This is a genomic window from Paracoccus sp. KKT209, assembly GCF_055635455.1.
Genome location: NZ_CM145758.1, coordinates 2,097,278 through 2,124,197, shown reverse-complemented (window position 1 = coordinate 2,124,197; position 26,920 = coordinate 2,097,278). Strand labels below are relative to the sequence as shown.

21 protein-coding genes and 1 tRNA gene are annotated in these 26,920 nt (G+C 67.1%); 9 read left to right on the top strand and 13 right to left on the bottom strand.

All coding sequences use genetic code 11. The annotated features are described in order from the left end of the window. Nucleotides 1-150: 150 nt before the first annotated feature. The 3 genes from ilvN to ACZ2G3_RS10590 form a co-directional block, all read right to left on the bottom strand. Nucleotides 151-711 (bottom strand): acetolactate synthase small subunit, encoded by a 561-nt coding sequence (ilvN, locus tag ACZ2G3_RS10600; RefSeq protein ID WP_419267919.1) that lies wholly within the window; start codon nucleotides 709-711, stop codon nucleotides 151-153. 43 nt (nucleotides 712-754) lie between these two features. Continuing rightward, nucleotides 755-2,509, bottom strand: coding sequence for an acetolactate synthase 3 large subunit (locus ACZ2G3_RS10595; RefSeq protein WP_470395867.1), 1,755 nt, complete (start codon nucleotides 2,507-2,509; stop codon nucleotides 755-757). Between the two features lie 161 nt (nucleotides 2,510-2,670). Next, on the bottom strand, nucleotides 2,671-3,510 hold the full coding sequence (locus ACZ2G3_RS10590) for an arginyltransferase (RefSeq protein WP_470395865.1): 840 nt from the start codon (nucleotides 3,508-3,510) through the stop codon (nucleotides 2,671-2,673). A gap of 202 nt (nucleotides 3,511-3,712) precedes the next feature. On the opposite strand from ACZ2G3_RS10590, the gene ACZ2G3_RS10585 reads away from it, so the two are divergent. Continuing rightward, on the top strand, nucleotides 3,713-6,523 hold the full coding sequence (locus ACZ2G3_RS10585; RefSeq protein WP_470395864.1) for a [protein-PII] uridylyltransferase family protein: 2,811 nt from the start codon (nucleotides 3,713-3,715) through the stop codon (nucleotides 6,521-6,523). A gap of 7 nt (nucleotides 6,524-6,530) precedes the next feature. On the opposite strand, the gene ACZ2G3_RS10580 is transcribed toward ACZ2G3_RS10585, so the two are convergent. Beyond that, on the bottom strand, nucleotides 6,531-8,609 hold the full coding sequence (locus ACZ2G3_RS10580) for a glycosyltransferase (RefSeq protein WP_470395862.1): 2,079 nt from the start codon (nucleotides 8,607-8,609) through the stop codon (nucleotides 6,531-6,533). Nucleotides 8,610-8,714: 105 nt separating this feature from the next. Next, complete coding sequence (gene carA, locus ACZ2G3_RS10575) at nucleotides 8,715-9,863, bottom strand: glutamine-hydrolyzing carbamoyl-phosphate synthase small subunit (RefSeq protein ID WP_470395860.1); 1,149 nt, start codon at nucleotides 9,861-9,863, stop codon at nucleotides 8,715-8,717. Nucleotides 9,864-10,029: 166 nt separating this feature from the next. Here carA and ACZ2G3_RS10570 point away from each other — a divergent pair, with 166 nt between their 5' ends. After that, a complete protein-coding gene (locus ACZ2G3_RS10570) occupies nucleotides 10,030-10,491 on the top strand; it encodes a GatB/YqeY domain-containing protein (RefSeq protein WP_419267925.1) in 462 nt (153 codons plus the stop codon). A 43-nt stretch (nucleotides 10,492-10,534) separates the two neighbouring features. After that, nucleotides 10,535-10,726: a DUF3008 family protein gene (locus tag ACZ2G3_RS10565; RefSeq protein ID WP_470395857.1), complete on the top strand. Its 192-nt coding sequence runs from the start codon at nucleotides 10,535-10,537 to the stop codon at nucleotides 10,724-10,726. A 37-nt stretch (nucleotides 10,727-10,763) separates the two neighbouring features. Here the strand turns inward: ACZ2G3_RS10565 and ACZ2G3_RS10560 are convergent, their stop codons facing one another. The 4 genes from ACZ2G3_RS10560 to lipB form a co-directional block, all read right to left on the bottom strand. After that, nucleotides 10,764-11,261, bottom strand: a complete 498-nt coding sequence (locus tag ACZ2G3_RS10560) for a DUF2244 domain-containing protein (RefSeq protein WP_470395855.1) — start codon at nucleotides 11,259-11,261, stop codon at nucleotides 10,764-10,766. Between the two features lie 14 nt (nucleotides 11,262-11,275). Beyond that, on the bottom strand, nucleotides 11,276-12,955 hold the full coding sequence (locus ACZ2G3_RS10555; protein WP_419267928.1) for a cytochrome c oxidase subunit I: 1,680 nt from the start codon (nucleotides 12,953-12,955) through the stop codon (nucleotides 11,276-11,278). Between the two features lie 185 nt (nucleotides 12,956-13,140). After that, the gene (locus ACZ2G3_RS10550) at nucleotides 13,141-13,599 is read right to left on the bottom strand and encodes a c-type cytochrome (RefSeq protein WP_419267929.1); all 459 of its coding nucleotides are present in this window, start codon (nucleotides 13,597-13,599) and stop codon (nucleotides 13,141-13,143) included. Between the two features lie 115 nt (nucleotides 13,600-13,714). After that, the gene (gene lipB / locus ACZ2G3_RS10545) at nucleotides 13,715-14,359 is read right to left on the bottom strand and encodes a lipoyl(octanoyl) transferase LipB (protein WP_470395852.1); all 645 of its coding nucleotides are present in this window, start codon (nucleotides 14,357-14,359) and stop codon (nucleotides 13,715-13,717) included. A 118-nt stretch (nucleotides 14,360-14,477) separates the two neighbouring features. Here lipB and ACZ2G3_RS10540 point away from each other — a divergent pair. After that, nucleotides 14,478-14,564, top strand: a tRNA-Leu gene (locus ACZ2G3_RS10540). 122 nt (nucleotides 14,565-14,686) lie between these two features. Here ACZ2G3_RS10540 and ACZ2G3_RS10535 read toward each other — a convergent pair. From ACZ2G3_RS10535 to ACZ2G3_RS10525, 3 genes are read right to left on the bottom strand one after another with little or no spacing between them, the layout of a single operon-like run. Further along, nucleotides 14,687-16,072: an efflux transporter outer membrane subunit gene (locus ACZ2G3_RS10535; protein ID WP_470395851.1), complete on the bottom strand. Its 1,386-nt coding sequence runs from the start codon at nucleotides 16,070-16,072 to the stop codon at nucleotides 14,687-14,689. Further along, the gene (locus tag ACZ2G3_RS10530) at nucleotides 16,069-19,176 is read right to left on the bottom strand and encodes an efflux RND transporter permease subunit (RefSeq protein WP_470395849.1); all 3,108 of its coding nucleotides are present in this window, start codon (nucleotides 19,174-19,176) and stop codon (nucleotides 16,069-16,071) included. Before ACZ2G3_RS10530 ends, ACZ2G3_RS10535 begins: the two co-directional genes overlap by 4 nt. Nucleotides 19,177-19,182: 6 nt before the next feature. After that, complete coding sequence (locus ACZ2G3_RS10525) at nucleotides 19,183-20,355, bottom strand: efflux RND transporter periplasmic adaptor subunit (RefSeq protein WP_470395847.1); 1,173 nt, start codon at nucleotides 20,353-20,355, stop codon at nucleotides 19,183-19,185. A gap of 164 nt (nucleotides 20,356-20,519) precedes the next feature. Here ACZ2G3_RS10525 and ACZ2G3_RS10520 point away from each other — a divergent pair, with 164 nt between their 5' ends. Beyond that, complete coding sequence (locus ACZ2G3_RS10520; RefSeq protein ID WP_470395846.1) at nucleotides 20,520-21,101, top strand: TetR/AcrR family transcriptional regulator; 582 nt, start codon at nucleotides 20,520-20,522, stop codon at nucleotides 21,099-21,101. 8 nt (nucleotides 21,102-21,109) lie between these two features. On the opposite strand, the gene ACZ2G3_RS10515 is transcribed toward ACZ2G3_RS10520, so the two are convergent. Next, nucleotides 21,110-22,135, bottom strand: coding sequence for a LacI family DNA-binding transcriptional regulator (locus tag ACZ2G3_RS10515; protein ID WP_470395844.1), 1,026 nt, complete (start codon nucleotides 22,133-22,135; stop codon nucleotides 21,110-21,112). A gap of 122 nt (nucleotides 22,136-22,257) precedes the next feature. On the opposite strand from ACZ2G3_RS10515, the gene ACZ2G3_RS10510 reads away from it, so the two are divergent. Genes ACZ2G3_RS10510 through ACZ2G3_RS10495 form a run of 4 tightly spaced genes read left to right on the top strand, consistent with a single transcriptional unit; the run spans nucleotide 22,258 to nucleotide 26,913 of the window. Further along, nucleotides 22,258-23,316: a sugar phosphate isomerase/epimerase family protein gene (locus ACZ2G3_RS10510; RefSeq protein ID WP_470395842.1), complete on the top strand. Its 1,059-nt coding sequence runs from the start codon at nucleotides 22,258-22,260 to the stop codon at nucleotides 23,314-23,316. Further along, nucleotides 23,313-24,419, top strand: coding sequence for a Gfo/Idh/MocA family protein (locus ACZ2G3_RS10505; RefSeq protein WP_470395841.1), 1,107 nt, complete (start codon nucleotides 23,313-23,315; stop codon nucleotides 24,417-24,419). Before ACZ2G3_RS10510 ends, ACZ2G3_RS10505 begins: the two co-directional genes overlap by 4 nt. Beyond that, nucleotides 24,416-25,921 (top strand): sugar ABC transporter ATP-binding protein, encoded by a 1,506-nt coding sequence (locus ACZ2G3_RS10500; RefSeq protein ID WP_470395839.1) that lies wholly within the window; start codon nucleotides 24,416-24,418, stop codon nucleotides 25,919-25,921. The genes ACZ2G3_RS10505 and ACZ2G3_RS10500 overlap by 4 nt, the downstream gene beginning before the upstream one ends. After that, nucleotides 25,918-26,913, top strand: a complete 996-nt coding sequence (locus tag ACZ2G3_RS10495) for an ABC transporter permease (protein ID WP_470395837.1) — start codon at nucleotides 25,918-25,920, stop codon at nucleotides 26,911-26,913. The genes ACZ2G3_RS10500 and ACZ2G3_RS10495 overlap by 4 nt, the downstream gene beginning before the upstream one ends. Nucleotides 26,914-26,920 lie beyond the last annotated feature (7 nt).

Here is a 26,920-nt window from a genome sequence, read left to right as displayed (position 1 = left end):
GCTGTTCCAACTCCAAACTCAGTTCAGTGAACAGCCCCTATGGACTCATCAGGAACGGGGCAGCGTGTAGGTAACCGGAACCTTCACAAAAGGTTCCCACGTTCCTAAAAAAAGCCGCGGTGACCGCGGCTTTTTTCATGACTGGCGAGGTCAGACCCCGCGGGACAGCGCCGCCACCCCGGTGCGGGCCAGGTCGGTCAAGCCCAAGGGCCGCATCAGGTCTGCAAAGGCATCCAGTTTGCTTGGCGTGCCGACCAGTTCGAAGACAAAGCTCTCCAGCGTCGAATCGACCACGTTTGCCCGGAAGATCTCGGCGATGCGCAGCGCCTCGACCCGCTTGTCGCCTTGGCCGCGCACCTTGAACAAGCCCAGTTCGCGCTCGACCGCCGGGCCTTCGACCGTCAGGTCATGCACCTCGTGAACAACCACGATCCGCCCCAGCTGCGCCTTGATCTGCTCGATCACCGAAGGCGTTCCGCGCGTGACGACCGTGATCCGGGAGCGATGGCCTGTGTGGTCCACCTCCGCCACGGTCAGGCTGTCGATGTTGTAGCCGCGCCCCGAGAAAAGGCCGATCACCCGTGCCAGAACCCCCGGCTCGTTCTCGACCAGCACTGCCAGCGTATGGCTTTCCTCCATCTGCGCATTCGGATCGCGCAGGTCATAGGCCGAATGGCTCGACATGCCTTTCTGGATGTTCAATGCATTCACGAACCTGTCCTCTTCTTCGTTGTCCAAAGACCCGTCACGGGCATCAGACCAGCACTGCGCCTTCGGATTCGATCACGCCCTGCGTCTCGGCCTCGCCCAGCAGCATCTCGTTATGCGGCTTGCCGGACGGGATCATCGGGAAGCAGTTCTCGTGCTTCTCGACCAGCACGTCCAGGATGAACGGCCCGTCATAGTCGATCATCTGCTGGATCGCGGCGTCCAGGTCCTTGGGGTCGCGCACCTGCGCGCCCTTGCACCCGAACGCCTCGGCCAGCTTGACGAAATCGGGCAGGCTGTCGGACCAGGACTGGCTGTAACGCTCGCCATGCAGCAACTGCTGCCACTGGCGGACCATCCCAAGGCGCTCGTTGTTCAGGATGAACTGCTTGACCGGCAGGCGGAACTGAACCGCCGTGCCCATCTCCTGCATGTTCATCAGCCAGCTGGCATCGCCCGCGACGTTGATGACCAAGGCATCGGGATGCGCCATCTGCACGCCAATGCTGGCCGGTAGGCCATAGCCCATGGTGCCCAGACCCCCGGAGGTCATCCAGCGGTTCGGCCCTTCGAATCCCAGGTATTGCGCGGCCCACATCTGGTGCTGGCCGACCTCGGTGGTGATGTAGCGGTCGTGGTTCTTGGTGAGCGCCTCCAGCCGTTCCAGCGCGTGCTGCGGCTTGATGAGGGTGTCGCTGTTCCGATAGGCGAGGCACTTGCGCGCCCGCCATTCCTCGATCTGCCCCCACCACTGCTTCAGCGCCGGGCTGTTGACCTTGCGGCCGCGCGACTTCCAGACCTTCAGCAGGTCCTCCAGCACATGGCCGACATCGCCGACGATCGGCACTTCGACGCGCACGACCTTGTTGATGCTGGACGGATCGATGTCGATATGCGCCTTGACCGAGCCGGGGCTGAAATCCGCGATCCGCCCGGTGATGCGGTCGTCAAACCGCGCGCCGATGTTGATCATCAGGTCGCAGCCATGCATCGCCAGGTTCGATTCGTAAGTGCCGTGCATGCCCAGCATGCCCAGCCAGCCCTGACCCGAGGCCGGATAGGCGCCCAGGCCCATCAGCGTCGATGTGACCGGAAAGCCCGTCGCATCGGCCAGTTCGCGCAGCAGTTGGCTGGCGCCGGGCCCCGAATTGATGACCCCCCCACCGGTATAGAAGATCGGACGCTCGGCCTGCTCCATCAGTTCGACCAGACGCGTGATCGCGCCCAGATCGCCCTTGCGGGCCGGGTGATAGCGGCCATGATCGACCTGCTTGGGTCCGACATAGGTGCCGGTCGCGAACTGGACGTCCTTGGGGATGTCGATCAGCACCGGGCCGGGGCGGCCCGAGGTGGCGACATGGAAGCCCTTGTGGATCGTCTCGGCCAGCTTGTCGGTGTCCTTGACCAGCCAGTTGTGCTTGGTGCAGGGGCGGGTGATGCCGACCGTGTCGGCCTCCTGGAACCCGTCGGTGCCGATCATGAAGGTCGGAACCTGGCCCGACAGCACGACCAGCGGGATCGAATCCAGCAGAGCGTCGGTCAGGCCGGTCACGGCATTCGTGGCCCCCGGACCCGAGGTGACCAGCACGACCCCCGGTTTCCCGGTGGCGCGGGCATAACCCTCGGCCATGTGGACGGCGCCCTGTTCGTGGCGGACCAGGACATGGGTGATGTCGTTCTGCTGAAAGATCTCGTCATAGATGGGTAGCACGGCCCCGCCCGGATAGCCGAATACGGTATCGACGCCCTGATCGCGCAGCGCCTCGACCACCATTCTCGCACCCGTCATCGTTCGGGACATCATCTTGCTCCATCCAACAAAAATACCCGCCGAAGGCCCCAATGGCCGACCCGGCGTCGGCGCAAACTATGGTTACGCCGGGGCAGGGTCAATGGGGTTCGGCGGATAAAGTGACGCAGGTGCAGAGGAATTTGAAATTTTCTTTCGCGGCCTGTCAGGCGCTATCGGTCGAATTGCGGCAGCGCGATGCGGGCCACCTGCTCGACGATGGGATCGACCGACAGGGGATGCGCCTCGTTGGAATGTGTCTCGGGGTCGCCAAGATCCTGCCAGACCCCGCCCTTGTAGATTTCCAGCGCGCCGAACTTGGCCTTGTAGTCCATCTTGCGGCTGCCCGGCACCCAGTAGCCCAGATAGACATAGGGCAGGCCCGCCGCCCGCGCGATCTCGATATGGTCGAGGATGATGTAGGTTCCCATGCTGGCCCCGCGCAGCAGCGGATCATAAAAGCTGTAGACAAGGCTCAGCCCGTCATCCAGCACGTCGGTCAGACAGACCCCGCCCAGATGGTCGTCGCCCTGGGACAGTTGCGGCAGGTCGTCACCGCTGCAGCGGTATTCGATCACCCGCGTCTTGACCGGCGTTTCCTCGATCATTGCGGCAAATTCGAAGATGTCCATGTCGGCCATCCCGCCATCGGCATGGCGGCTGTCCAGATAGCGGCGGAACAGTTCGAACTGTTCCTCGGTGGCCCAGGCACTGGTGGCCAGCCGCCGCATCGGCGCGTTGCGCGTGCGGATCCGGCGCTGCGTGCGGGTCGGGTGAAAGTCCGCGACGCGAATGCGCGCCGACATGCAGGCGACGCAGCTTTCGCAGCTGGGGCGGTACAGCACGTTCTGCGACCGCCGAAAGCCCTGCCGCGACAGCGCGTTGTTCAACTCGGCCGCGTTGTCACCCTGCAGCGCCGTGAACAGCTTGCGCTCGGCCCGGCCATGCAGATAGGGGCAGGGCTGCGGGGCCGTCACATAGAACTGTGGCGCATGGGGCAACGTATGGCGCATCAGGCGCCCCTCGTGCGACATATGTTCAGAACAAGGGCGGTCATGGGCGCGCTGAGGATCCGTTTCGCCTGTTGATTGCGCGAAGCCTAGCAACGATTCAGGGACAGGCCAAGCAGGGAAACGGTTGACGTGGCAGCAGCGGCGGTCCTCGGGCGGGAAGCTGCGCGTTGACTGCCCTTGGGGCTTCACTAAGGTGGCCGCCATGACCTTCGCGACCCGCATCACCCGCCTGCCGCTGCCCGCCGATCCTGCCCGTGGGGCGGATGTCGCAGGCCTGTTTCCCGAACTGCCCGACCGCCTGCGGAGGCTGATCGAGGGCACTGCCGGCAGCAGCCCCTTTCTGGCCGATCTGCTGCGCAAGGAGGCCGAATGGCTGCCCGGCGCGCTGGACCATGACGAGGTGGTTGCCCGCGAGACCGCAGGGCTCGAGGATCTTGACGCGGAGGCCCTGGGCATCGCGCTGCGCCGGGCCAAGCGCCGCGTGGCGTTGCAGGCGGCGCTGGCGGATCTGGGCGGCGTCTGGACGCTGGAGCAGGTGACGCGGGCGCTGTCCGACCTGGCCGACCGGGCCGTGGACCTGGCGCTGCGCGTCCATGTCGCGGCCGAGCAGCGGCGCGGCAAGCTGCCGCCGACGCGGGCCGATGCCGGGGGCATCTTTGCGCTGGCGATGGGCAAGGGCGGCGCGGGCGAGCTGAACTACAGTTCCGATATCGACCTGATCGTGCTGTTCGATGAAACCGCCTATGCCGAGGCCGACCAGATGGAGGCGCGCGCCGCGCTGATCCGCGCCACCCGCAAGATGGCCGCCACCCTGTCGGACGCGACCGCGCATGGCTATGTCTTCCGGACGGACCTGCGGCTGCGGCCCGATGCCGCCGTGACGCCGGTCTGCATCTCGACCGCCGCCGCGCTGGCCTATTACGAGGCCGAGGGTCGGACCTGGGAACGTGCGGCCTTCATCAAGGCCCGAGCCGCCGCCGGCGACATCGCGGCGGGCGAGCGTTTCCTGCGCGAACTGCGCCCCTTCATCTGGCGCAAGCACCTGGACTTTGCCGCCATCCAGGATGCGCATGACATGCGGCTGCGCATCCGCGACCACAAGGGTCTGGGCGGGCGGCTGGAAGTGGCCGGCCACAACCTGAAGCTGGGCCAGGGTGGCATCCGCGAGATCGAGTTCTTCACCCAGACCCGCCAGTTGATCGCCGGCGGTCGCGATCCCGAACTGCGGGCGCGGGACACGGTGGGGGGGCTGCGGGCTCTGGCCGAAAAAGGATGGGTGCCGCCCGAGGTCGCGGCCGAATTGATCGACCACTATCGCCAGCACCGAGACATCGAGCATCGCATCCAGATGGTGAACGACGCCCAAACGCACGCGCTGCCCAAGGAGGCCGAGGGGCTGCGGATCGTCGCGGCACTGACGGGCGAGGCGGATGTCGACGCATGGTGCACGGGGCTCAAGACGCGTCTGGCCCGGGTCCATGACCTGACCGAGCGCTTCTTCGCCCCGGGCGAGGTCCAGGCAGAGCGGCCGCATATCTCGGACGAGGCCGTCGCCATCATCGAGCGGTGGCAGACCTATCCGGCCCTTCGGTCGGACCGCGCGCAGCAGATCTTTCGCCGGATCGAGGCGCCGCTGCTGGAGCGGATGGCCCGGGCCGGCCATCCTGCCGAGGCGCTGATGCGGTTTGACAGTTTCCTATCGGGCCTTCCGGCGGGCGTGCAGCTGTTTTCGCTGTTCGAGGCCAACCCCCAGCTGATCGAGCTGATCGTCGACATCTGCGGCACTGCGCCGGCACTGGCGGGATATCTGGCCCGGCACCCGGCGGTGCTGGATGGCGTGCTGGGTGGCAGCTTCTTCGCACCCTGGCCGGGCGAGCCGGGCCTGCGGGCCGAACTGGATCATGCCTTGCAGCGTGCGCTGAACGCGCCCGGCGGCGGCTATGAACGCGCGCTGGATGCCGCGCGGCGGTGGTCGCATGAATGGCATTTCCGCATCGGGGTCCATCATCTGCGCGGCCTGATCGACGCGGACGAGGCCTCGGGTCAGTATGCCGACCTGGCGGGGGCCTGCCTAGGCGCGCTGCTGCCGGTCACGGCCGCCGATTTCGCCCGGCGCCACGGTCCCGCGCCGGGACGGGGCGCGGTCGTTCTGGGCATGGGCTCGCTTGGCGCACGGGTGCTGAACGCGGGTTCGGACCTTGACCTGATCGTCATCTATGACACCGACGGGATCGATGCCTCGGACGGGCCGCGTCCCTTGGCCGCGCGGCCCTATTACGCGCGGCTGACGCAGGCGATGGTCACGGCGCTGTCCGCGCTGACCGCCGAAGGGCGCCTCTACGAGGTGGACATGCGGCTTCGCCCTTCGGGGCGGCAGGGGCCCGTGGCCACCGCGGTGCAGAGCTTCGAGACCTACCAGATGAGCGAAGCCTGGACCTGGGAGCATCTTGCCCTGACCCGCGCCCGCTGCGCCGCCACCCTGGGTCGCGATGCCGAGGCGCTGGCCGCACAGATCGAAGCGCTGCGCGTCGCCGTTCTGGCGGCGCGGGGCGGTGACGCGCGGGTGATGCCGGACCTGGCCTCAATGCGGGCGCGGCTCTTTGCGGCCAAGGCCCCGGACGGGCCTTGGGATGCCAAGCAGGGGCCGGGGCATCTGCAGGACATCGACCTTCTGGCGCAGGCCTGCGCGCTGCGTGCGGCCGACCCGGCGCGGACCACGCTGGCGCAGCTGCGCGCCGGGCGCCGCGCGGGGCTGCTGACCAAGGAAGCCGCAGAGCAACTCGGTTCCGTCTGGCGCAGCCTCTGGCGGCTGCATGCGGCGGGGCGCCTGCTGACCGACCGCGCCCTCGACATGGCCGAGATCGGGCGCGGCGGTCAGGATTTCCTCTTGCGGGAAACAGGCGCGGCTTCGCTGGACGAGCTGGAGGCGCGGCTGGCGCAGCAGACCGCAAGTGCCGCATCCCTGATCGCGGAGCTGATGCCGGCGGAGGGGGTTCTGGACGCGGCCCCCTGAAGTCGGTTCAGCCCGCGATCCGTTGCAGGGCCTGCGGGGCAGGAGCGGGTGCATTTGCGGTGGCCTGGGCCTCGGCGACCTCGGACAGCGACCGGCCACCGATCTTCCCCAGCACGGGGATCGAGACGAGGCCCGCGGCCAGTTCGGGGGCTTCGTTCGCCTCGACGAACAGTCCATGAGCGGTCTTGTCCCAGTAGAAGGGCTTGGTCACCACCTCGTAGATCGCCTTCCAGCCCGCCAGGCAGCCAAGCGGGAAATAGAGGTGCAGCGTCGGGAGCCAAGCCAGAAGGTGCCGGTGCTTGGCGCCTCGGACCGCGCGCAGTCCGACGAAGATGCTGAGCGCCTCGGAGGCAAGGAACAGCCCGAACAGGCACATGGCCGCGCTGCCGCCCATCACCTCCCGCAGGGGATGGGGCAGCCCAAGGGCCAGCAGCCAGAAGCTCCACAGCACCGGGGCCAGCAGGTATTGGGAGAGTGCACCGAAGAATTGCACCTGAAAGCCCCAGAACCGCCGCGGCCCCAGTTCCCGATACAGCAGCACCGGGTCGCGCATGTGCACGGCCCAGGTCAGTGCATAGCCCTTCAGCCAGCGCGACCGCTGCTTGATCCAGGGCAGGGTGCGGCAGTTCGCTTCCTCGTCGGTTGTCGTCTCGATGATCTCGGTCCGATAGCCCCGGCGGGCGAGGCGAACGCCCAGGTCGGCATCCTCGGTCACGTTCCAGGCGTCCCAGGCCCCCACCTTCTCCAGGAGGGGCCGGCGAAAGAACAGCGTGGTGCCGCCCAGGGGCACGACCAGACCCATCCGGGCCACACCCGGCAGCAGGACCCGGAACGAGGCCGCGTATTCGATGGTAAAGCAGCGGGCCAGCCAGTTGGTGCGGGGGTTGTAAAAATCCAGCGCGCCTTGGAGGCAGGCCACGTCGGCGGGGGCGAAGTGAAAGCGGCGGGCGACCTTGTGCAGCTGGTCGGGGTCCGGCCGATCCTCGGCGTCCCAGATCCCCACGATGTCGCCCCGGCAAAAGTTCAGCGCATAGTTCAGGGCCCGGGGCTTGGTCTTGATCGGGCCATCGGGCACGCGGACGACGCGGATCCAGTGGGGCAGCCGTGCACCCGCCAAAGCGTTTTCGGTGACCCGGTCGCTGGCCTCGATCACCAGCAGCAGGTCGGTCAGCTCGCGCGGGTAGTCCAGCCGCGCCAGCCGCGCGACCAGCTTGCCGGCCACGTCGCTTTCCTCGAACAGAGGCACCATGACCGAGATCACCGGCAGCGGCGCCTCCGTCTCGGCGGGCAGCACCAGGCCCTGCGCCACGGCACGGGCCAGCTGGTCCCGCTCGGCGCGGGCGCGGCCCGAGGCCAGGAACGACAGCAGCTTCAGCCCGCTTTGCAGGATCAGCGTCAGTGCCGCCCAAGCGACCAGAAGCGCCACCACGAAGGTCGGCACCACGGCCAGGCCAAGGACCAGCAGCACCAGGGCGGCCGCCGCCAGCTGACCGGTTCGCACGGGGTTCTGAGTCCGGCAGCTTTCGGCGGCAGGGACGCGCGTCTCGGCCTCGCGGATCAGGCGGATCCGGCAGGAGTTCAGAACCCCCGACTGCGCCTGATCGTGGCTGCAGAGCAGCATCCGCACCTGGCCGAATTGCGCCGGCAGACGGGGCAGCAGCGCCGTGAACATGTCGGGCCGCGAGGTGGCGATCCAGGTGACGCCGCCGATCCGCCGCCAGGGCAGGATGCCATGCGTCAGGCAAAAGCCGGCGCCGGCAGCGTCGATCAGGCGCGGATCGGCGGGGCTGAGCGCGGGGTCGATGGCGGTGGTGCGCCATTGGCGCGACAGCGCCCGGGCCAGTGCTTCGGGCGTGACCATCCCTTGCGCCAACAGGATCTCACCCAAACGGGCGCTCTGCCGCTGGCTGAGGACGGTGGCCTTCAGCAGGTCGGATGGATCGACGGCGCCATCCTCGACCAGGATCTGGCCGAGGGGCAGCTTGCTGGGCGGTGCCAGCGTCGGGCCGCGCAGGATCACCTGGTCCGAGGCCTTTGGCACGTCGGGCAGGGCAGTGGTCCGAGGCGATGACGCAAGCTGGGCCATGGGCGTTCCCTGTCGGATCGCCCCTTGATGGCATGCAGTGATTAACAACCCGTTAAGGCGCGGCGGGACGGCTCGAGTTTCGTGCCGCCTCCGTGCCTTTCAGGCTCAGCCCCGGCGCGCCCGCATGGAATCGGTAAAGCGCTTGAACAGGTAGAGGCTGTCCTGCGGCCCCGGCGACGCCTCCGGGTGATGCTGGACCGAGAAGACCGGCTTGTCGGTCATGCGGATGCCGCAATTGCTGCCGTCGAACAGACTGACATGCGTCTCCAGCACGCCAGTCGGCAGCGATTGCGAATCGACTGCAAAACCGTGGTTCATCGAGGTGATCTCGACCTTGCCGGTCTCGACGTCGCGAACCGGATGGTTCGCGCCGTGATGGCCGTGGCTCATCTTGACGGTCTTGGCCCCAAGCGCCAGCGCCAGCATCTGGTGCCCCAGGCAGATGCCGAAGATCGGCATGTCGCGCGCCAGCAGGTCCTGGATCATCGGCACGGCATAGGCGCCTGTCGCCGCCGGATCGCCGGGACCGTTCGACAGGAACACGCCTTCGGGCTCATGGGCCATCACCTCCTCGGCGGTGGCATTGGCCGGCAGCACCGTCACGTCAGCCCCATAGGCCACCAGCGAACGCAGGATGTTGCGCTTGGCGCCATAGTCCAGCGCCACGACCTTGAAGGGCTTGTCCTCGGGCGATGTGCCAAAGCCCTTGCCCCATTCCCACGCGCCTTCTTCCCACCGATAGCTCTGGGCGCAGCTGACATCCTTGGCCAGGTCCAGCCCGACCAGACCGGTCCAGTTCCGGGCGCGGGAAATCATCGCCTCGATGTCGAAATTGCCATCAGGGTTATGGGCCAGCACGACATGCGGCGCCCCCTGCTGGCGGATCGCGCGGGTCAGGCGGCGGGTATCGACCGCGCCGATGCCGATCCGGCCGCGGCGGCTCATCCAGTCGGTCAGATCCGAGGATGCGCGCCAGTTCGACGGCTCGGTCGGATCCCACCGCACGACGATGCCGCTGGCCACCGGATCCTGCGCCTCGTCATCCTCGGGGGTGACGCCGGTATTGCCGATATGGGGAAAGGTGAAGGTCACGATCTGGCTGGCATAGGAAGGATCGGTCATGATCTCCTGATAGCCGGTCATCGCGGTGTTGAAGACCAGTTCGGCCACAACTTCGCCCGGGGCTCCGAAACCCTGGCCATAGAAGACTGTGCCATCGGCAAGCGCCAGGCAGGCGGTCGGTTTTGCGGCCATGTCGGCACCTCTGGAATGAAATCAGGCGGTGAATAGGGGGGGCAGGCCCCAAGGTCAAGCCGAAGCCGCCGTCGCGGCGCCGCGACGCGCTTGATTTGCGCGGCCCGCCGGCCTAGATCGCAGGCTTTCCGGCGCATCCCCGCGCCCAGATCATGGAGACAGGATCATGGAACTCCGCGCCAGACTGCAATCCGCGACCAAGGACGCGATGAAGGCCAAGGACAGCGCCCGCCTGTCCACCCTGCGCCTGATCGGCGCCGCCGTGAAGGACCGCGAGATCGCGGCGCGCGGCGGCGACGGCGACGGCGAGCTGACGGAGGCCGACCTGATCCTGATCCTGTCGCGCATGGTCAAGCAGCGCCAGGAATCGGCCAAGGCCTATGAGGAGGGTGGCCGGCTGGAGCTGGCCGCCAAGGAAGAGGAGGAGATCCTGGTCATCCAAGAGTTCCTGCCCCGCCAGATGAGCGAGGCTGAAACGCGTGCCGCGGTCGATGCCGCGATCGCCGACCTGGAGGCCACGGGGATCCGGGACATGGGCCGGGTCATGGCGGCCCTCAAGGATCGCCACGCCGGGCAGATGGATTTCGGCGCGGTGGGCGCGTTGGTCAAGGGCCGGCTGCTGGGCTGAACCTTCCATGCGCCGGGACGTTGAGCGGGCAGGAGGTGATACCATGCCCGCAAAATCGAAAGCGCAGCAGCACGCCGCCGGAGCCGCCCTGTCGGCCAAGCGCGGCGACACAAAGGTCAGCGACCTGAAGGAACCCTCCAAGGACATGTATTACAGCATGTCTGAGGCGGAGCTTGAAAGGGTCGCCTCGACGGACGAGGATGATCTGCCCGATCACGTCGACGACACGAAATAAGGTAAGACGGGCGGGCTTAGGCCCGCCCGTCTTGCCATCAGCCCCGCGCGCGGCCGAGGGCCCGGCTGAGTTCGTCGCACAGGCTGACCCGTTCCTCGGGCGTCAGGAAGGCGCCAAGCTCGATCTCTCGCTGTCCATCCGAGAGGGTCAGGTAGTTTGCGACCGGACCTTGGCGCAGCGAGGCGCGGACCCAGTAGCTGTTGGTCTGCCATTCGCGCGGCGCGCGGCCGGGATCGCTGCGACGCACCTGCAGCCTGTCATGATCCAGCAGCAGTTCCTCTCGGGTCTGGCCACTGCGATAGGTATGCTGGAAGGCCCACCAGACCCCCACCACCACCAGCACCACGAAGGGCAGCAGCCCCCAGAGGACCTGCGTGCCCAGGACCGCAAGGATCGGCAGCGCCATGAAGGCGGCCGTCACTCCGATGAACCACACGAAGCCCTTCCTGGGCAGGGACCGGTGCGGCCAGAGGGTGAGCTTTTGCAAAACGGCCCCGGAATGATCCGGGGCCGTTTCTGTCCATTGATAGGGCATCGCCGAGCGCGCTCTCAGTGATGTGCCGGGCTGCGATCCCAGTCCTCGCGCTTGGGCAGCTGCTCGAACGTGTGCTCGGGCGGGGGCGAGGGCAGGGTCCATTCCAGAGTGTCGGCGTACTCGTTCCAGTAGTTGTTCTGGGTTACGCGCTTGCCGGCGAACAGGGTGTAAGCGACGATGCCGATGAAGAACACGAAGGAGGCGAAGGACAGATAGGCGCCCCAAGAGCTGATCGCGTTCCAGAAGGCGTATTCGACCGGATAGTCGATATAGCGGCGCGGCATGCCCTGGCGACCCAGGAAGTGCTGCGGGAAGAAGGTCAGGTTCGCACCGATGAACATCATCCAGAAGTGCAGCTTGCCGGCCCATTCCGGGTACTGGCGGCCCGACATCTTGCCGATCCAGTAATAGACGCCCGCAAAGATCGCGAAGACCGCGCCAAGGGACATCACATAGTGGAAGTGCGCCACGACATAGTAGGTGTCGTGATACACGCGGTCCAGCGGCGCCTGCGACAGCACGACGCCGGTCACGCCGCCGACAGTGAATAGGAACAGGAAGCCGAAGGCCCAGAGCATCGGCGTCTTGAACTCGACCGATCCGCCCCACATCGTCGCGATCCACGAGAAGACCTTGATGCCCGTGGGCACGGCGATCGTCATGGTGGCCAGCATGAAGTAGCTCTGCTGGGTCAGCGACATGCCGACGGTGTACATGTGGTGCGCCCAGACGACAAAGCCCAGGATCCCGATGGCGGCCATGGCCAGGACCATCGGCAGGTAGCCGAAGATCGGCTTCTTGGCAAAGGTGGCGATGACGTGGCTGATGATGCCGAAGCCCGGCAGGATGATGATGTACACTTCCGGGTGGCCAAAGAACCACAGGATGTGCTGGTACAGCACCGGGTCACCGCCGCCGGCCGGGTTGAAGAAGTTCGTGCCGAAGTTGCGGTCCATCAGCAGCATGGTGATGGCGCCGGCCAGGACGGGCAGGGCCAGCAGGATCAGCCATGCGGTGATGAAGACCGACCAGGCGAACAGCGGCACCTTGAACAGCGTCATCCCGGGGGCGCGCATGTTCAGGAAGGTGGTGATGATGTTGATCGCGCCGACGATGGACGAAGCACCCGAGACGTGGACGGCAAAGATCGCCAGGTCCATCGAATAGCCGCCCTCGTTCGTGGACAGCGGCGGGTAGAGAACCCAGCCCACGCCCGAACCCAGCTGCTGGTTGCCGCCGGGGGCAAGCAGCGAGGCGACGCCCAGGCAGAGGCCCGCGACATACAGCCAGTAGCTGAGGTTGTTCATGCGCGGGAAGCTCATGTCCGGCGCGCCGATCTGCAGCGGCATGAAGTAGTTGCCGAAACCGCCGAACAGGGCCGGGATCACGACGAAGAACATCATCAGAACACCATGATAGGTGATCATGACGTTCCACAGATGGCCGTTCGGGGTGCATTCGGCGGCGGCGTCGGCGAAGAATCGCGCGCCCTCCAGGCACATGTACTGGACGCCCGGCTCGTGCAGCTCCATCCGCATGTAGACGGTGAAGCTGACCGAGATCAGGCCGGCCAGACCGGCGGTGAAAAGGTATAGAATACCAATGTCTTTGTGATTGGTGGACATGAACCAGCGGGTAAAGAACCCGCGTGTGTCATGATGGTCTCCGTGGCCGTGTGCGGCTGCGTCTGCCATACCCGAACTCCCTCAAGATGTCGTCGAGCCGGTCTGGCAGACCGGCGATATCACGGGTTCTTTAGACCACCTGCGCAGACCGGGCAATGCGTCACTGTGGTCAGGGTGCGGTCCGCGCCCGCCAGAAACAGTCTCGGGCGGGCGCGGTGCAAGAGACTGCGGCGTCACGCCGCAGTCCCGTCACGTCATTGTGTGGCCGCTTCGGCCTCCGCGGGGGCATCCGGGGACACCGTGGTCAGGTAGGCTGCGACATCCGCCTGGTTCTTGTTCAGCTTGAACGTCATCTTGCTCCTGGCCGAGGGATCGCCCGACTTCTCCTTCACCCAGGCACCGGGATCGGTGACATAGGCGGCCATCTCCTCTTCGGTCCAGACCATGTCCGGATTGGCGGCGGCGGCGGCCAGGATGCCGTCGCCATAGCGGAACCCTTCCTCGGACGCGATCTTGGCACCCATGACGTTCCACAGGTTCGGGCCGGTGGCGCCGCCCTTGACGATGTCGGTGCCGCTGTCGTCACGGATCATGTGGCAGGCGCGGCACTTGCGGAACTCGCTCTCGCCCACGGCGGGGTCGCCAGCCTCTTGCGCGATGGCGGGGATGGCTAGAGTCGCGCCCAGAACAGCGCCGACGATGGCTGATTTCATTGCAATAATCCTCGATCAACCCCGGAAGGGTGGTTTTCTCCAGACCCGAGACTACAGGCGGGTGCCGCAAGAAATCCACCCATCGAAAGGTCGCATCGCAAGAATTGATCGCAACTCAGCGGAAGATCACGCCGAATTGCTGCTGCAGTGCCAGGTCAAGATCGGTCATCGTGACCGGCAGCCCGAGGTCGATCATCGAGGTCACCCCATGCCCGGTGATGCCGCAGGGAACGATCCCGCCATAGTGCTCCAGGTCCGGATCGACGTTGATCGAGATGCCGTGAAAGCTGACCCATTTCCGCAACTTGACCCCGATGGCGGCGATCTTGTCCTCGCGGGCGGTGCCGTCGGGCAGGGCGGGCTTGTCCGGCCGCGGAACCCAGACCCCCACGCGGCCTTCGCTGATGCGGCCGGAGATACAGAATTCGGCCAGCGCCGCGATCACCCACGCCTCGAGCTGACCGACGAAGGCCCGGACATCGCGGCCGCGCCGGTTCAGGTCCAGCATCACGTAGACGATTCGCTGCCCCGGCCCGTGATAGGTATATTGTCCCCCCCGTCCCGTGGCATGCACCGGAAAGCGGGCCTGCAGCAGATCCTGCGCCCGCGCGCTGGTCCCGGCGGTATAGAGCGGCGGATGTTCGACCAGCCAGATCGCCTCGGGGGCTTCGCCCGCCAGGATCGCGGCAACCCGCGCCTCCATGAAGGACACGGCTTCGTCATAGCCGGTCAGGCCGTCGCTGATGATCCACTCCACCATGGCCGGGATGTGGCGCGCCCGGGCGCGGCCGTCAATGCCGATCTTGAAGGGGAAGGGGGTCCAAAAAACCTCTTTCCATCGCCGTGCCGCTCGGCTATCAGGCCGGAACTGCCCGGATGCGGCCGTGGCGGAATTGGTAGACGCGCAGCGTTGAGGTCGCTGTTCCTTAACCGGAGTGGAAGTTCGAGTCTTCTCGGCCGCACCAACCCCTTCCTTTCATCGTCGGACGAATGCGAAGCTGCGCTGCAGGTCGCCGACCCTTGCTGCGCCACGGTCTGTCGCCGTGCCGAAGGGCCAGAGGCGGCAGTGGCCTGCCGCCCGTCCCGGTCACTCGGCGATCCGCGTCACGGCTGCACCCGCACCCGTCGCGATCTGCAGTGCCGCCCATTCCTTTGCCGCATCGTTGCGGGCCGAAGCAGCCTGCAGGCGCGCCGCCGCACGCTGGCGGTCAGCATCCAGCAGGTCGACCAGCGGCAGCGCCCCGGCCTCGAAATTGGTGCGGGCCAGGTCATAGCCGTGATCAAAGGCCACTGCCGCCTGGTCCAGCGCCTCGACCCGCTGACGATAGCGGCGCAGGTTCGACTGGCCGCGCTGCACATCCTCGACCGCTGCGGCGACCTGAGACCGCCAGGCCAGATCCGCCTGCCGCGCCTCGGACAGGCGGCGTGCGCGGGCGGCCTGCAGCAGGCCCTGGTTCGCCACCGGCAGGGACAAGCGCGGGCCAAAGCCCCAGCTGTTCGCGCCGCCGGTGTCGCTGACGGTTCCGGTCAGGGACAGAGAGGGAAGCATGTCAGCCGTGGCCACGCCGACGGCGGCCAGGGCCTGCGCCAGATCGGCCTGCGCCGCCTGCACGTCGGGACGGTTCCGCAGCAGGTCGGCCGGGACCCCGGCACCCGGTCCGGGCGGGATGCGCAGCGCAGCCGAACCCTGCTGCATGCGCCCCATCAGCGGCGCGGCCTGCTGGTTCAGCAGGGTCGAAAGGCGAAAGACCTGCGCGTTGAAGCGTGCCTCATAGGCCGGCAGGTCGGCGCGCGCGGTCTGCAGCAGCGCCTCGGTCTGGGCGATGTCGTAGTCGGTGGCCAGGCCCAAGGCCTGCATGTCGCGCGTGACGCCCAGGGTGCGCTGGCGGGCGGCGATGGTGTCGCGGGTCAGGGCCAGGGCCTGCTGATGGAAGCGCGCATCGGCATAGGCCCCGATCACCTCGGCCAGCCAGGCCAGTCGCGTCACCTGCGCCTGCGCCTCGGCGGATGCCTGGGCCGCCTGCGCCCCCTGCCGTGCCCGCCGGGCACCGCCAAAGAGATCGAGGACGAAGCCCGCCGAAAGATCGGCCGTGCTGGCATAGCCGGTCGGCCGGCCGTCGGCGCCGGTCCTGACCCGGCTGGCCGAGGCGGGCTGGCCGCTGACCTGGGCCGCCAGGGGGGCGGTGGCGCGCAGGTCGGCCTCGGCCGCGCGGATGCGCTCATTGGCGGTGATGATGTCGAGGCTGGTTCCCAGCCCCTCGGCGATCAGGCGGGACAGCGTGCGGTCCTGGTAGCCGGACCAGAAGGCATTGGACCCGACCGTGCCCAGGGAGGCGGCCCCGCCTTCGGAAAAGCTGCCCTGCAGGCCGGCCTTGGGCAGGGCGGTGGGATCGGGCCCCACGGCCGCGCAGGCCGAGATGGTCAGCAGCGCGGCCAGGGACAGCGCGGCCTTGGGTAGGCGGGGGAAGGTCACGAGGTCTTTTCCTTTCGGCTCAGCATCCGCCGCAGCTTCAGCACGGCAACGTAGAAGACGGGGACCAGGAAAATCCCGATGACGGCAGACGAGGCCATGCCGCCCAGCACCCCGATCCCGATCGAGTTCTGCGCCCCGGCCCCGGCCCCCGAGGCGATGGCCAGCGGCAGCACGCCCAGCATGAAGGCGAAGGTCGTCATCAGGATCGGACGCAGGCGCTGGCGCGCGGCGACAAGGGCGGCTTCGACCACCGTCTTGCCCTTCTGGACCTGGGCTTGGGCGAATTCGACGATCAGGATCGCGTTGCGCGCCGCCAGGCCGATGGTCGTCAGCAGGCCCACCTTGAAGTAGACGTCGTTCGACTGCCCAAAATAGAGCGCCGCCAGCAGCGCCCCCAGGATGCCCACCGGAACGGTCAGCATCACCGCCAGCGGGACGGCCCAGCTCTCGTATAGCGCGGCCAGCGACAGGAAGACGACCAGCGCGGACAGCGCGAACAGCAGCGGCGCCTGGTTGCCCGACAAACGCTCCTGGTAGGAAAGGCCGGTCCAGGCGGCGCCATAGCCGCCGTCGAGGTCTGCGACCAGATCCTCCATCACATCCATCGCGGCACCCGAGGACAGGCCCGGCGCGGCAGCCCCGCTGAGTTCCAGCGCGCGCGTGCCGCCATAGCGGGCCACGGCCTTCGGCTCCTGCTGCCAGTTCTGGTCCGAGAAGGCGCCGAATGACACCATCTCGCCCTGCGCGTTCCGGGCGTACCAGCGGTTGATGTCCTCAGGCTGGGACCGGCTGGCGGCCTCGCCCTGCACGATGACCGGGCGCAGGTCGCTGCCCAGGGCAAAGTCGTTCACGTCGCGGCCGGCAAAGATGACCGACAGCATGGCGTTCACCTCGGGGATCGACAGGCCGAAGGCCGCAGCCTTCTGCTGGTCGATGTCCAGCCGCAGCGAGGTCTGGGTGGCGGCCTCGTTGCCGCGCAGGTTGGTGACGCGCCCATCGCTGCGGGCATCGGCCACCAATTGGTCGGCGGCGGCGGTCAGCGCCTCCTGTCCCCGCCCGGACTGGTCGATCAGGTACATGCTGAAGCCCGACGACGTGCCCATCCCCTGGATCGCGGGGGGTTGCAGCACGAAGATCTGGCCCTGCCGGTTGGTCATGAAGAAATGACCGTTCGCCCGCGCCACCAGGGAGGCGATGTCCAGCCCCTCGCGCTTGTCGTAGTCGCGCAGCTTGACGAAGACCATCGCGTTGTTCTGGCCCGATCCGCCAAAGCTGAAGCCCAGGGCGGCAAAGACCGACTCGACCGTCTCGCTCTCCTCGTTCAGCAGGTAGGTCTCCACCTTCTCGACCAGCGCCTGCGTCTGCTGGGTCGTCGATCCGTCGGGCCCTTGGATGATCACCAGGGCCACGCCCTGATCCTCGTCCGGCAGGAACGATCCGGGCAGGCGATCGAACAGCGCGAAGACGCCAAAGCCGATCGCCACCAGCACCAGCAGCATCCGCAGGGGGCGCTTGACCAGTCGCGTGACGGTGCCGACATAGCCGTTCGTGGCGCGGTCCATGTTGCGGTTGAACCAGCGCGCGGGGGCGATGCCGTCGCCATGCTTGCGCGGCTTCAGCAGGCTGGCGCACATGGCGGGCGTCAGGATGACCGCCACGCCCAGGGACAGCACCATCGCGGTGATGATGGTGATCGAGAACTGGCGATAGATGACGCCGGTCGCCCCCGACATGAAGGCCATCGGCAGGAACACCGCCGACAGGACCAGAACGATGCCGACCAGCGCGCTGGTGATCTCGTCCATGCTCTTTTCGGTGGCCTCGACAGGGCCCAGGCCCTCTTCCTCCATCACGCGTTCGACGTTTTCCACCACCACGATGGCGTCGTCGACCAGCAGGCCGATCGCCAGGACCATCGCGAACATGGTCAGCGTGTTGATCGAATAGCCCGCCGCCGCCAGCACCGCGAAGGTGCCCAGCAGCACGACAGGGATCGCCACGACCGGGATGATGGTCGCGCGCCAGCTTTGCAGGAAGACCAGGATCACCAGGAAGACCAGGACCACGGCCTCGGCCAGGGTGTGATAGACCTGGTTGATCGATTCCTCGACAAAGGGCGAGGTGTCGTAGGGATAGACGATCTGGACGCCCTCGGGCAGGGCGCCCGCCAGGCCGTTGATCGTGTTGCGGACTGCCTCTGCGGTGTCCACGGCATTCGCGCCGGTGGCCAGGTTGACGGCAAAGCCCGCCGCCGGGTTGCCATTGTGGCGCGAGGCGCCGCCATAGCCCTCCTGGCCGATCTCGATCCGGGCCACGTCGCCCAGGAAGACGGTCGAGCCATCGGGATCGACGCGCAGCAGGATGCGCTCGAACTCGTCCACGGTCGAGAATTGCGACTGCGCCGAGACAGGAATGGTCAGCCGCTGCCCTTGGGCCGCGGGCTGCGCGCCCAGGTCGCCGACGGTGACATTGGTGTTCTGCTGCGCGACCGCGCTGGTCACGTCGGCGGGGGTGACCTGATACTGGACCATCTTCATCGGGTCCAGCCAGATGCGCATGGCATAGCCCGACCCGAAGGTGTTGATCGACCCCACGCCGGGCGTGCGCTTGACCGGGTCCTCGATCAGCTGCGCGATCAGATCGCCCAGCTCCACAGTGGAAAATCGGCCGTCGGGCGAGGTCAGCGCCCCCACCAGCAGGATCGAGCTGGTCGAGCGGGCCACCTGCACGCCCTGCTGCTGGACCACGTCCGGCAGCTGCGAGGTGACCAGCTGCAGCTTGTTCTGCACCTGGACCTGCGCGATGTCGGCATCGACCGTGTCGTCGAAGGTCAGCGACACCGAGGCCGAGCCGGGCGACGAGTTCGAGGTCATGTAGATCAGGCCGTCGATGCCGGTCATGGCATCCTCGATGACGGTGGTGACCGAAGCCTCCACGATCTCGGCCGAGGCGCCGTTATAGGCGGCACTCACCCGGACCGTGGTGGGCGAGATCTGCGGATACTGCTCGATCGCCAGGCTGCTGAGGCCCAGGGCGCCGACCAGCATGGTGACCAGGGCAAGCACCCAGGCAAAGACCGGGCGGTGAATGAAGAAACGGGCCATCTGGGGTTACTCCGCTGCAGGCACGTCTGCAGGCACGTCTGCGGGCGCATCCGCACCGCCGCCATCCGCGGCTGGGTCGGCCGGGGCAGGCGCATCGCGCACGACGCCGTTTTCGTCAAAGGTCACCGGCACGGGCGCGACATCCATGCCCGCCGCAAGCCCGGTCAACCCGTCCACGATCAGCTGGTCGCCCTCGGCCAGGCCGTCGGTCACGATCCACTGCTGCTGATAGCTGCCGTCTTCGGTCAGCTGGCGCTGGCTGGCCTTGCCGTCCTCGACCACCCAGGCCGTCAGGTTGCCGATCTTGTCGCGCCGCGCCGCCGATTGCGACACCAGGAAGGCGCGGGTCACGCCCAGCTCCACCTGGCCGCGCAGGAACATGCCGGGCAGGATCAGGTTGTCGGGATTGTCGAAACGGAACCGCGTGTCGATCGAGCCGGTGGTGGTGGAGACGGTCACCCCCGGCGCCACCAGTTCGCCCTGGGCCTGGTAGGTACGGCCGTTTTCCAGGGTCAGCGTCGCCCGCAGCTGTTCGTTCAGGCGCAGGCTTCCATCGTCGATGTCGTCCAGGACCCCCAGAAAGCGGGACGAAGGTTCGTACATGTCCACCTCGATCGGGTCCAGCTGCGTGACCGAGGCCATGGGATCGGCCTGTCCGGCCGTCACCAGATCCCCCACCGAGACATCCGAAACGCTGGCGATGCCGGCGATCGGGCTGGTCACCGTGGTCCAGGCCAGGTCCGACTCGGCCAAGGTGCGGGCGGCCTCGGCGGCCTGCAGCGCGGCGCGCGCCTGGTCCAGCGTCGCGCGCGCGGCCTCGACCTGGGCCTGGGTCGTGCCCGAGCCCAGCAGCTGTTCGGTCCGGCTGAAGGCCGACTGCGCCTGCGTCACCTGCGCCGCGGCAGACGCCACCTGCGCCTCAGCGCTGGCCAGGTTGGCGCGATAGGTCCCGTCCTCGATCCGGAACATCGGGGCCCCGGCCTCGACATGCCTGCCGGGTTCGTAAAGGATCTCGGTCACCAGGCCCCCCACGCGCGGACGGATCGATGTAGCCGAGGCCGCGACTGCGCGACCGGGCAGCGTCACCACCCGCGGGACATCCTGCGGCTGCACCGTGACCACGCCCACCTGCTTGGGCGGCATCTGCCCCGGGTCCTGCGCCAGGGCCGGGGTCATCATGAAAAGTCCTGCAGCTAGGGCTGCACAGGACCGAAATGTGAACTCGCGCATGTTGTGATATCCCGATATCCGCGTCCGACGGGACGCCGTGTCGGCCCGCTCATTGCATGGAATTGCGGACTGTGCAATATTTGCTTTGACTGCATTCAGGAACGGGTTGCCGAATGACCATCAATCTTCGCGATCGACGCCGCCGCCAGACGGCCCGGGACATCCAGCAGGCCGCGTTGCGCGTGGCGCTGCAGGCGGGCTATTGCGCGGCGACGACCGACGCGATCGCCGCCGAGGCCGGCATCAGCCCCCGGACCTTCTTTAACTACTATCCCAACAAGACGGCGGCCGTGCTGGGCCAGCCGCCGATCCTGGACACGCAGGCGGGCGCCTGGATCACGACATCGGAGGCGCCGCTGGTCGACGACCTGGTGCGGTTGCTGGGCCAGATGCTGAAGGAGGACAGCCCGGACCGGCAGACCCTGCGCATGATCGAGCGGCTGATCGAGACGACGCCAGAAATGCAGATGCTGTTCCGCAAGTCGCTGGACGAGATCTCGATGGCGCTCAGCGGGCTGCTGCTGGTGCGCCTGGGGGCGCACCGGGCGCTGGAGGCCGAGCTGATCGCCGCCATGTCCACCCATGCCTTGGCCAACGGGGTGCGCAGCTGGGCCGCCGACGAATCCATGGACCTCGACGGGGTTCTGGAAATGACGCGCGACCAGTTGCGCAGCGTCTGCACGCTTTTGAACTGAACCTGCGCCTATGCGGCCGGGACGGGTCCCGTGCTTTCGCGCACCAGCAGGTCGACGCCAAGCGTGGTGCTGTCGGTGATCGTCTCGCCGCGCATCCGGGCCAGCAGCAGTTCGGCCGCCCGTCGGCCAAGGCGGGCGCGATACTGGCGGATCGTGGTCAGGGGCGGCAGGCAATAGGCCGACATCTCGATATTGTCGAAGCCCATGACCGAGATGTCCTGCGGCACCCGTAGCCCGCCGCTGACAAGGCCGTGGATCAGCCCGATGGCCATTTCGTCATTGTCGCAGAAGACGGCCGTCGGCCGGTCGGGCATGTCCAGAACCCCCGCCGCGGCATCGCGGCCAAAGCGGGCGGTAAAGTTGCCTTCGATGCTGTCAGCGGGGCCGGGTATGGGCAGGCCAGCCTCGGCCAACCCTCGAAGAAAGCCCTCGCGCCGGGCGACGGTCAGCGAATTCCCCCGCGGCCCGGTCAGGTGCAGGATGCGGCGGTGGCCGTGGTCGGTCAGATGGCGCGCGGCCAGCCGCCCGCCCTCGACATTGTCGGCCAGCACGCGTGGCGCCTCCAGGCCCTCGATCCACTCGCAGGCCTGCACCAGCGGCGGGCAGCCGGGCTGGTCGAACAGGCGCGGGTCCAGGCTGCCGTCCAGCACGATCACCCCGTCCGAGCGCGACCGGTTCAGATAGGGCGCCAGCATCGTCATCGCCGGCTGTTCGGGAACCGCCGTCGTGTCCAGCACCAGCAGGCTCAGCCCCTTCTTGCGCAGCACCTCGGATATGCCTGCCAGAATCTCGGAGAAGAACGGGTTGGCCAGCTTGGGGACCAGTGCCAGCACCCCGCCCACCTGCTGCTGGCGCAGGTTCCGGGCGGTGAAGTTCAGCGTGTAGCCGGTCTGGGCGATGGCCGCCTCAACCGACTTGCGCGTGGACTCGGACACGATCGAGGGGTTGGAGATGGCGCGGCTGACGGTGGCCACGGACACGCCCGCCAGCTTGGCGACGTCATGGATGCGCGGCGGACGGGCTTGATCTGGCACCGGAATCTCGCTGTTGGGGCAGGATCAGGCTTTAGCGGAAAAAATCCTGTTGTAAACCTTTTCATCCTGTGACAGCTTTCGCTTGAAACCGATTACATGGAGGCAGTCGGTTAGGGGGAATCATGAAGACGATGAAGGGTCCGGGCCTGTTCCTGGCGCAGTTCGCAGGTTCGGCCGCGCCGTTCGACAGCTTTTCCGGCATCACGGCCTGGGCTGCGGATTGCGGCTATCTGGGGGTGCAGGTGCCGTCGGGACAGGCGTCGCTGATCGATCTGGATCTTGCGTCCACATCCCGGACCTATTGCGACGAACTGTCAGGTCAGGCCAGCGCGAATGGGGTGGAGATCACCGAACTGTCCGCCCATGTGCAGGGGCAGCTGGTCGCCGTTCATCCCGCCTTCGACGCGGCCTTTGACGGCTTTGCCCCTCCGCATCTGCGCGGCGATGCGAAGGCGCGGCAGGCCTGGGCGGTGGATCAGGTGATGAAGACCATCGACGCCTCGGCGCATCTGGGGTTGGACCGGATGGCAGCCTTTTCCGGCGCGCTGGCCTGGCCTTACCTTTACCCTTGGCCGCAGCGCCCCCAAGGCTTGATCGAGACCGCCTTCGACGAACTGGCCGCGCGCTGGCGCCCGATCCTGGACCATGCCGACAGCCGCGGGGTGGACATCTGCTTCGAGATCCATCCGGGCGAGGATCTGCATGACGGGATCAGCTTCGAGATGTTCCTGGACCGCGTGGACCAGCATCCACGCGCCAGGATGCTGTACGATCCGTCGCATTACCTGCTGCAACAGCTGAATTATCTTGAGAACATCGACATCTACGCCAGCCGGATCGGCATGTTCCATGTCAAGGACGCGGAATTCAACCCGACCGGGCGGCAGGGGGTCTATGGCGGCTATCAGTCCTGGATCGACCGGGCGGGCCGATTCCGCAGCCCCGGTGACGGGCAGGTGGACTTCAAGGCGATCTTCTCGCGCCTGACCGCCGCGGGTTTCGATGGCTGGGCGGTGGTCGAGTGGGAATGTGCGCTGAAGCATCCCGAGGACGGCGCCCGCGAAGGCGCGGCCTTCGTGCGCGACCACATCATCCGCGTCACCGACCGCGCCTTTGACGATTTCGCCGATGGCGGCGCGGATCAGGCAGCGAACCTGCGGATGCTGGGGTTGGACCGATGAGCCGCCCAATCCGTCTTGGAATGGTCGGTGGCGGCGAAGGCGCGATGATCGGCAATGTCCATCGCATCGCGGCGCGGCTGGACGGCCAGTTCGATCTGGTCGCGGGGGCGTTGTCGTCGGACGAGGGGCGCGCTGCGGACAGCGCGCGCGCCCTTGGCATCGCCCGCAGCTATGGCGATTTCCAGCAGATGGCGCGCGAGGAGGCCGCCCGGCCCGACGGGATCGAGGCCGTGTCTGTCTGCACCCCGAACCACCTGCACGAACCCGTGTCGCGCGCCTTTCTGGAACAGGGCATCCATGTCATCTGCGACAAGCCGATGACCGCGACGCTGGATCAGGCCCGTGCCTTGGCCGATCTGGCCAAAAGGTCGGAGGCGCTGTTCATCCTGACGCACAATTATTCCGCCTATCCGCAGATCCGGCAGGCGCGCGCGATGATCGCACGCGGCGATCTGGGCAGGCTGCGGCTGGTGCAGGTGGAATACGCGCAGGACTGGCTGACCGAGGCAACCGAAAGCAAGCAGGCCGAATGGCGCGGCGATCCGGCCCGCGCCGGGGCAGGGGGCGCGATCGGCGATATCGGCACGCATGCCTTCCAGTTGGCGCGCTTTGTCACGGGGGAGCTGCCCGAACGGCTGGCCGCGGACTTGGCCAGCTTTGTCCCTGGCCGCAAGCTGGACGACAATGCGCATATCCTGCTGCGCTATGCCTCGGGGGCCAAGGGGATGCTCTGGGCCTCGCAGGTCGCGCCGGGGACGGAAAACGGGCTGCGCCTGCGCGTCTATGGCGACAAGGGCGGGCTGGAATGGCAGCACGACATGCCCGAGACGCTGAAATACAGCCCCTTCGGCCAGCCTTCGCAGATCCTGCGCCGTGCGGGTCCCGGCAGCACGCAGGACGGCAGTCGCGTGCCCCCGGGCCACCCTGAAGGGTATCTGGAGGGCTTTGCCAACCTCTATTCCGAGGCGGCGCAGGCGATCCGCAGCGGCACCATGCCCGACACGCTGCCCGGCATCCGCGACGGGCTGGAGGGGCTGCAGTTCATCGACGCCTGCATCCGGTCGAACGACGCGGACGCGGCCTGGGTCCGGGTGATGCCATGACCGATCCCATCCTGGCGCTGAACGGCGTCACCAAGTCCTTCGGTCCGATCGAGATCCTGCACGGCGTCGATTTCGCCCTGCATCCCGGAGAGGTCCATGCCCTGATCGGGGAAAACGGCGCGGGCAAGTCGACGACGATGAAGATCCTGGCCGGATACCTGGACCCGACAGGCGGGCAGGTGACCTGGCAGGGCAGGCCCATCACCTTCACCGGGTCGGATGAGGCTGAGGATCTGGGGATCATCATGATCCACCAGGAATTCAACCTGGCCGAACATCTGTCGGTCGACCAGAACGTGTTTCTGGGCCGCGAGTTGCGGCGCGGGATCCTGTTGGACCACAAGGCGATGCGGGCGCAGACGGCCGACCTGCTGGGCCAGCTGCAATGCCGGGTGGACCCGGCCATGCCGGTGAACCGCATTTCGGTCCCCGACAAGCAGATGGTCGAGATCGCCAAGGCCCTGTCACGCAAGGCGCGGGTGCTGATCATGGACGAACCCACCGCCGTGCTGACCGAGCGCGAGACCGAGGTCCTGTTCGCCCAGATCGACCGCCTGCGGTCCGAGGGGGTGGCGATCCTCTATACCTCGCACAAGCTGGGCGAGGTCAAGCGCATCGCCGACCGCGTGACGGTGCTGCGCGACGGCACGATGGTGCGATCAGACCTGACCGCCGACGTGTCGGAAGACGACATGGCCGCCGCGATGGTGGGGCGCGAACTGTCCGACCTGTTCCCGCCCAAGACCGCCCACGGGGCCGAGCCGATCCTGGAGGCGCGGGGCATCACCGTGCCGGGCGTCGTCCACGATGCAACACTGACCTTGCACCGGGGCGAGGTGCTGGGCATCGGCGGGTTGGTCGGATCGGGGCGGACTGAGCTGGCCGAGGCCATCGCCGGGCTGCGTCCCCGCAGCGGCACCGTGCGGCTGAAGGGGCAGGACCTGCCCGCGAACCACGTCGCAGGGGCGATGCGCGCGGGGCTGGTCTATCTGACCGAGGACCGCAAGGGCGCGGGCCTGCTGCTGGACAAGACCCTGCGCGAGAACCTGACCCTGGGCCAGCTGGACCGTTTCGGCAGCCCCCTGATCGACCGGAACTCCGAGGAGACGGCACTGGATGCCGCCATCGCCGATTTCGCGATCCGCGCGCCGGAGCGCGGCATGGCGGTGGGCGACCTGTCGGGGGGCAACCAGCAAAAGCTTTTGCTGGCAAAAACGCTGCTGTCGGATCCGGAAGTCGTGATCATCGACGAACCGACCCGCGGCATCGACATCGGAACCAAGCAACAGATTTATTCCCTCATCGCCAAGCTGGCAGCCGAAGGCCGCAGCATCATCGTGATCTCGTCCGAGATGCCAGAGCTGATCGGCCTCGCCGGGCGCGTCATCGTCATGCATGCCGGCCGCCTCGCCGGAGAGCTGACGGGCGACGCGGTCACCGAAGGCAATATCGTGCGACTGGCGATGGGGATGGACGACAGCAAAAAGGACAGTGCGGCATGAGCACGGCAACCCTTCCACAAACGCGCCGCCCCAAGGTGAACCTGGCCGTCATCGCCCCTGTCGTGGCGCTGGTCGTGCTTGTCCTGATCGGCATGGCGATGAACCCGAACTTCCTCAGCTTTGCCAACATCACCAATGTGCTGGCACGGTCGGCCTTCATCGGGATCATCGCCATCGGCATGACCTTCGTCATCACCGCAGGAGGGCTGGATCTGTCGGTCGGCTCGATGGCGGCCTTTGTGGCGGGGCTGATGATCCTGGTCATGAACCTTTTGACCGACAGCATGGGGGGCGGGCTGCCCGTCATCCTGATCGGCATCGCGCTGGCGTTGTTCACGGGGCTGGCGGCAGGCTTCATCAACGGCATCCTGATCACCCGCGCGGGGATCGAGGCCTTCATCCTGACCCTGGGCACGATGGGCATCTACCGCAGCCTGGTGACCTGGCTGGCCGATGGCGGCACGCTGTCCCTGGGCTACGAGATGCGCGAGCTGTACCGCCCCGTCTATTACGACGGCATCCTGGGGATCAGCTGGCCAATCATCGTCTTTGCCCTGCTGGCGATCCTGGGCGAGATCGTGATGCGCCACACCGCCTTCGGCCGTCACTGCGCCGCCATCGGATCGAATGAGCGGGTCGCCCGCTATTCATCCGTCGCCGTGCTGCGGGTGCGGCTGATGACCTATGTGATCCTGGGCCTTCTGGTAGGCATTGCGGTCGTCATGTATGTCCCGCGCCTCGGTTCCGCATCCGCCACCACGGGTCTTCTGTGGGAGCTGGAGGCCATCGCCGCGGTCATCATCGGCGGGACGCTGCTGAAGGGCGGCTTTGGCCGGGTCTGGGGCACGGTCGTGGGGGTGCTGATCCTGTCGCTGATCGGCAACCTGCTGAACCTGACCGACTTTGTCAGCCCCTATCTGAACGGTGCCATCCAGGGCGTCGTCATCATCCTGGCCGTCGTGCTGCAACGCAACACCGGAACGGCACGCTGATTTTTTC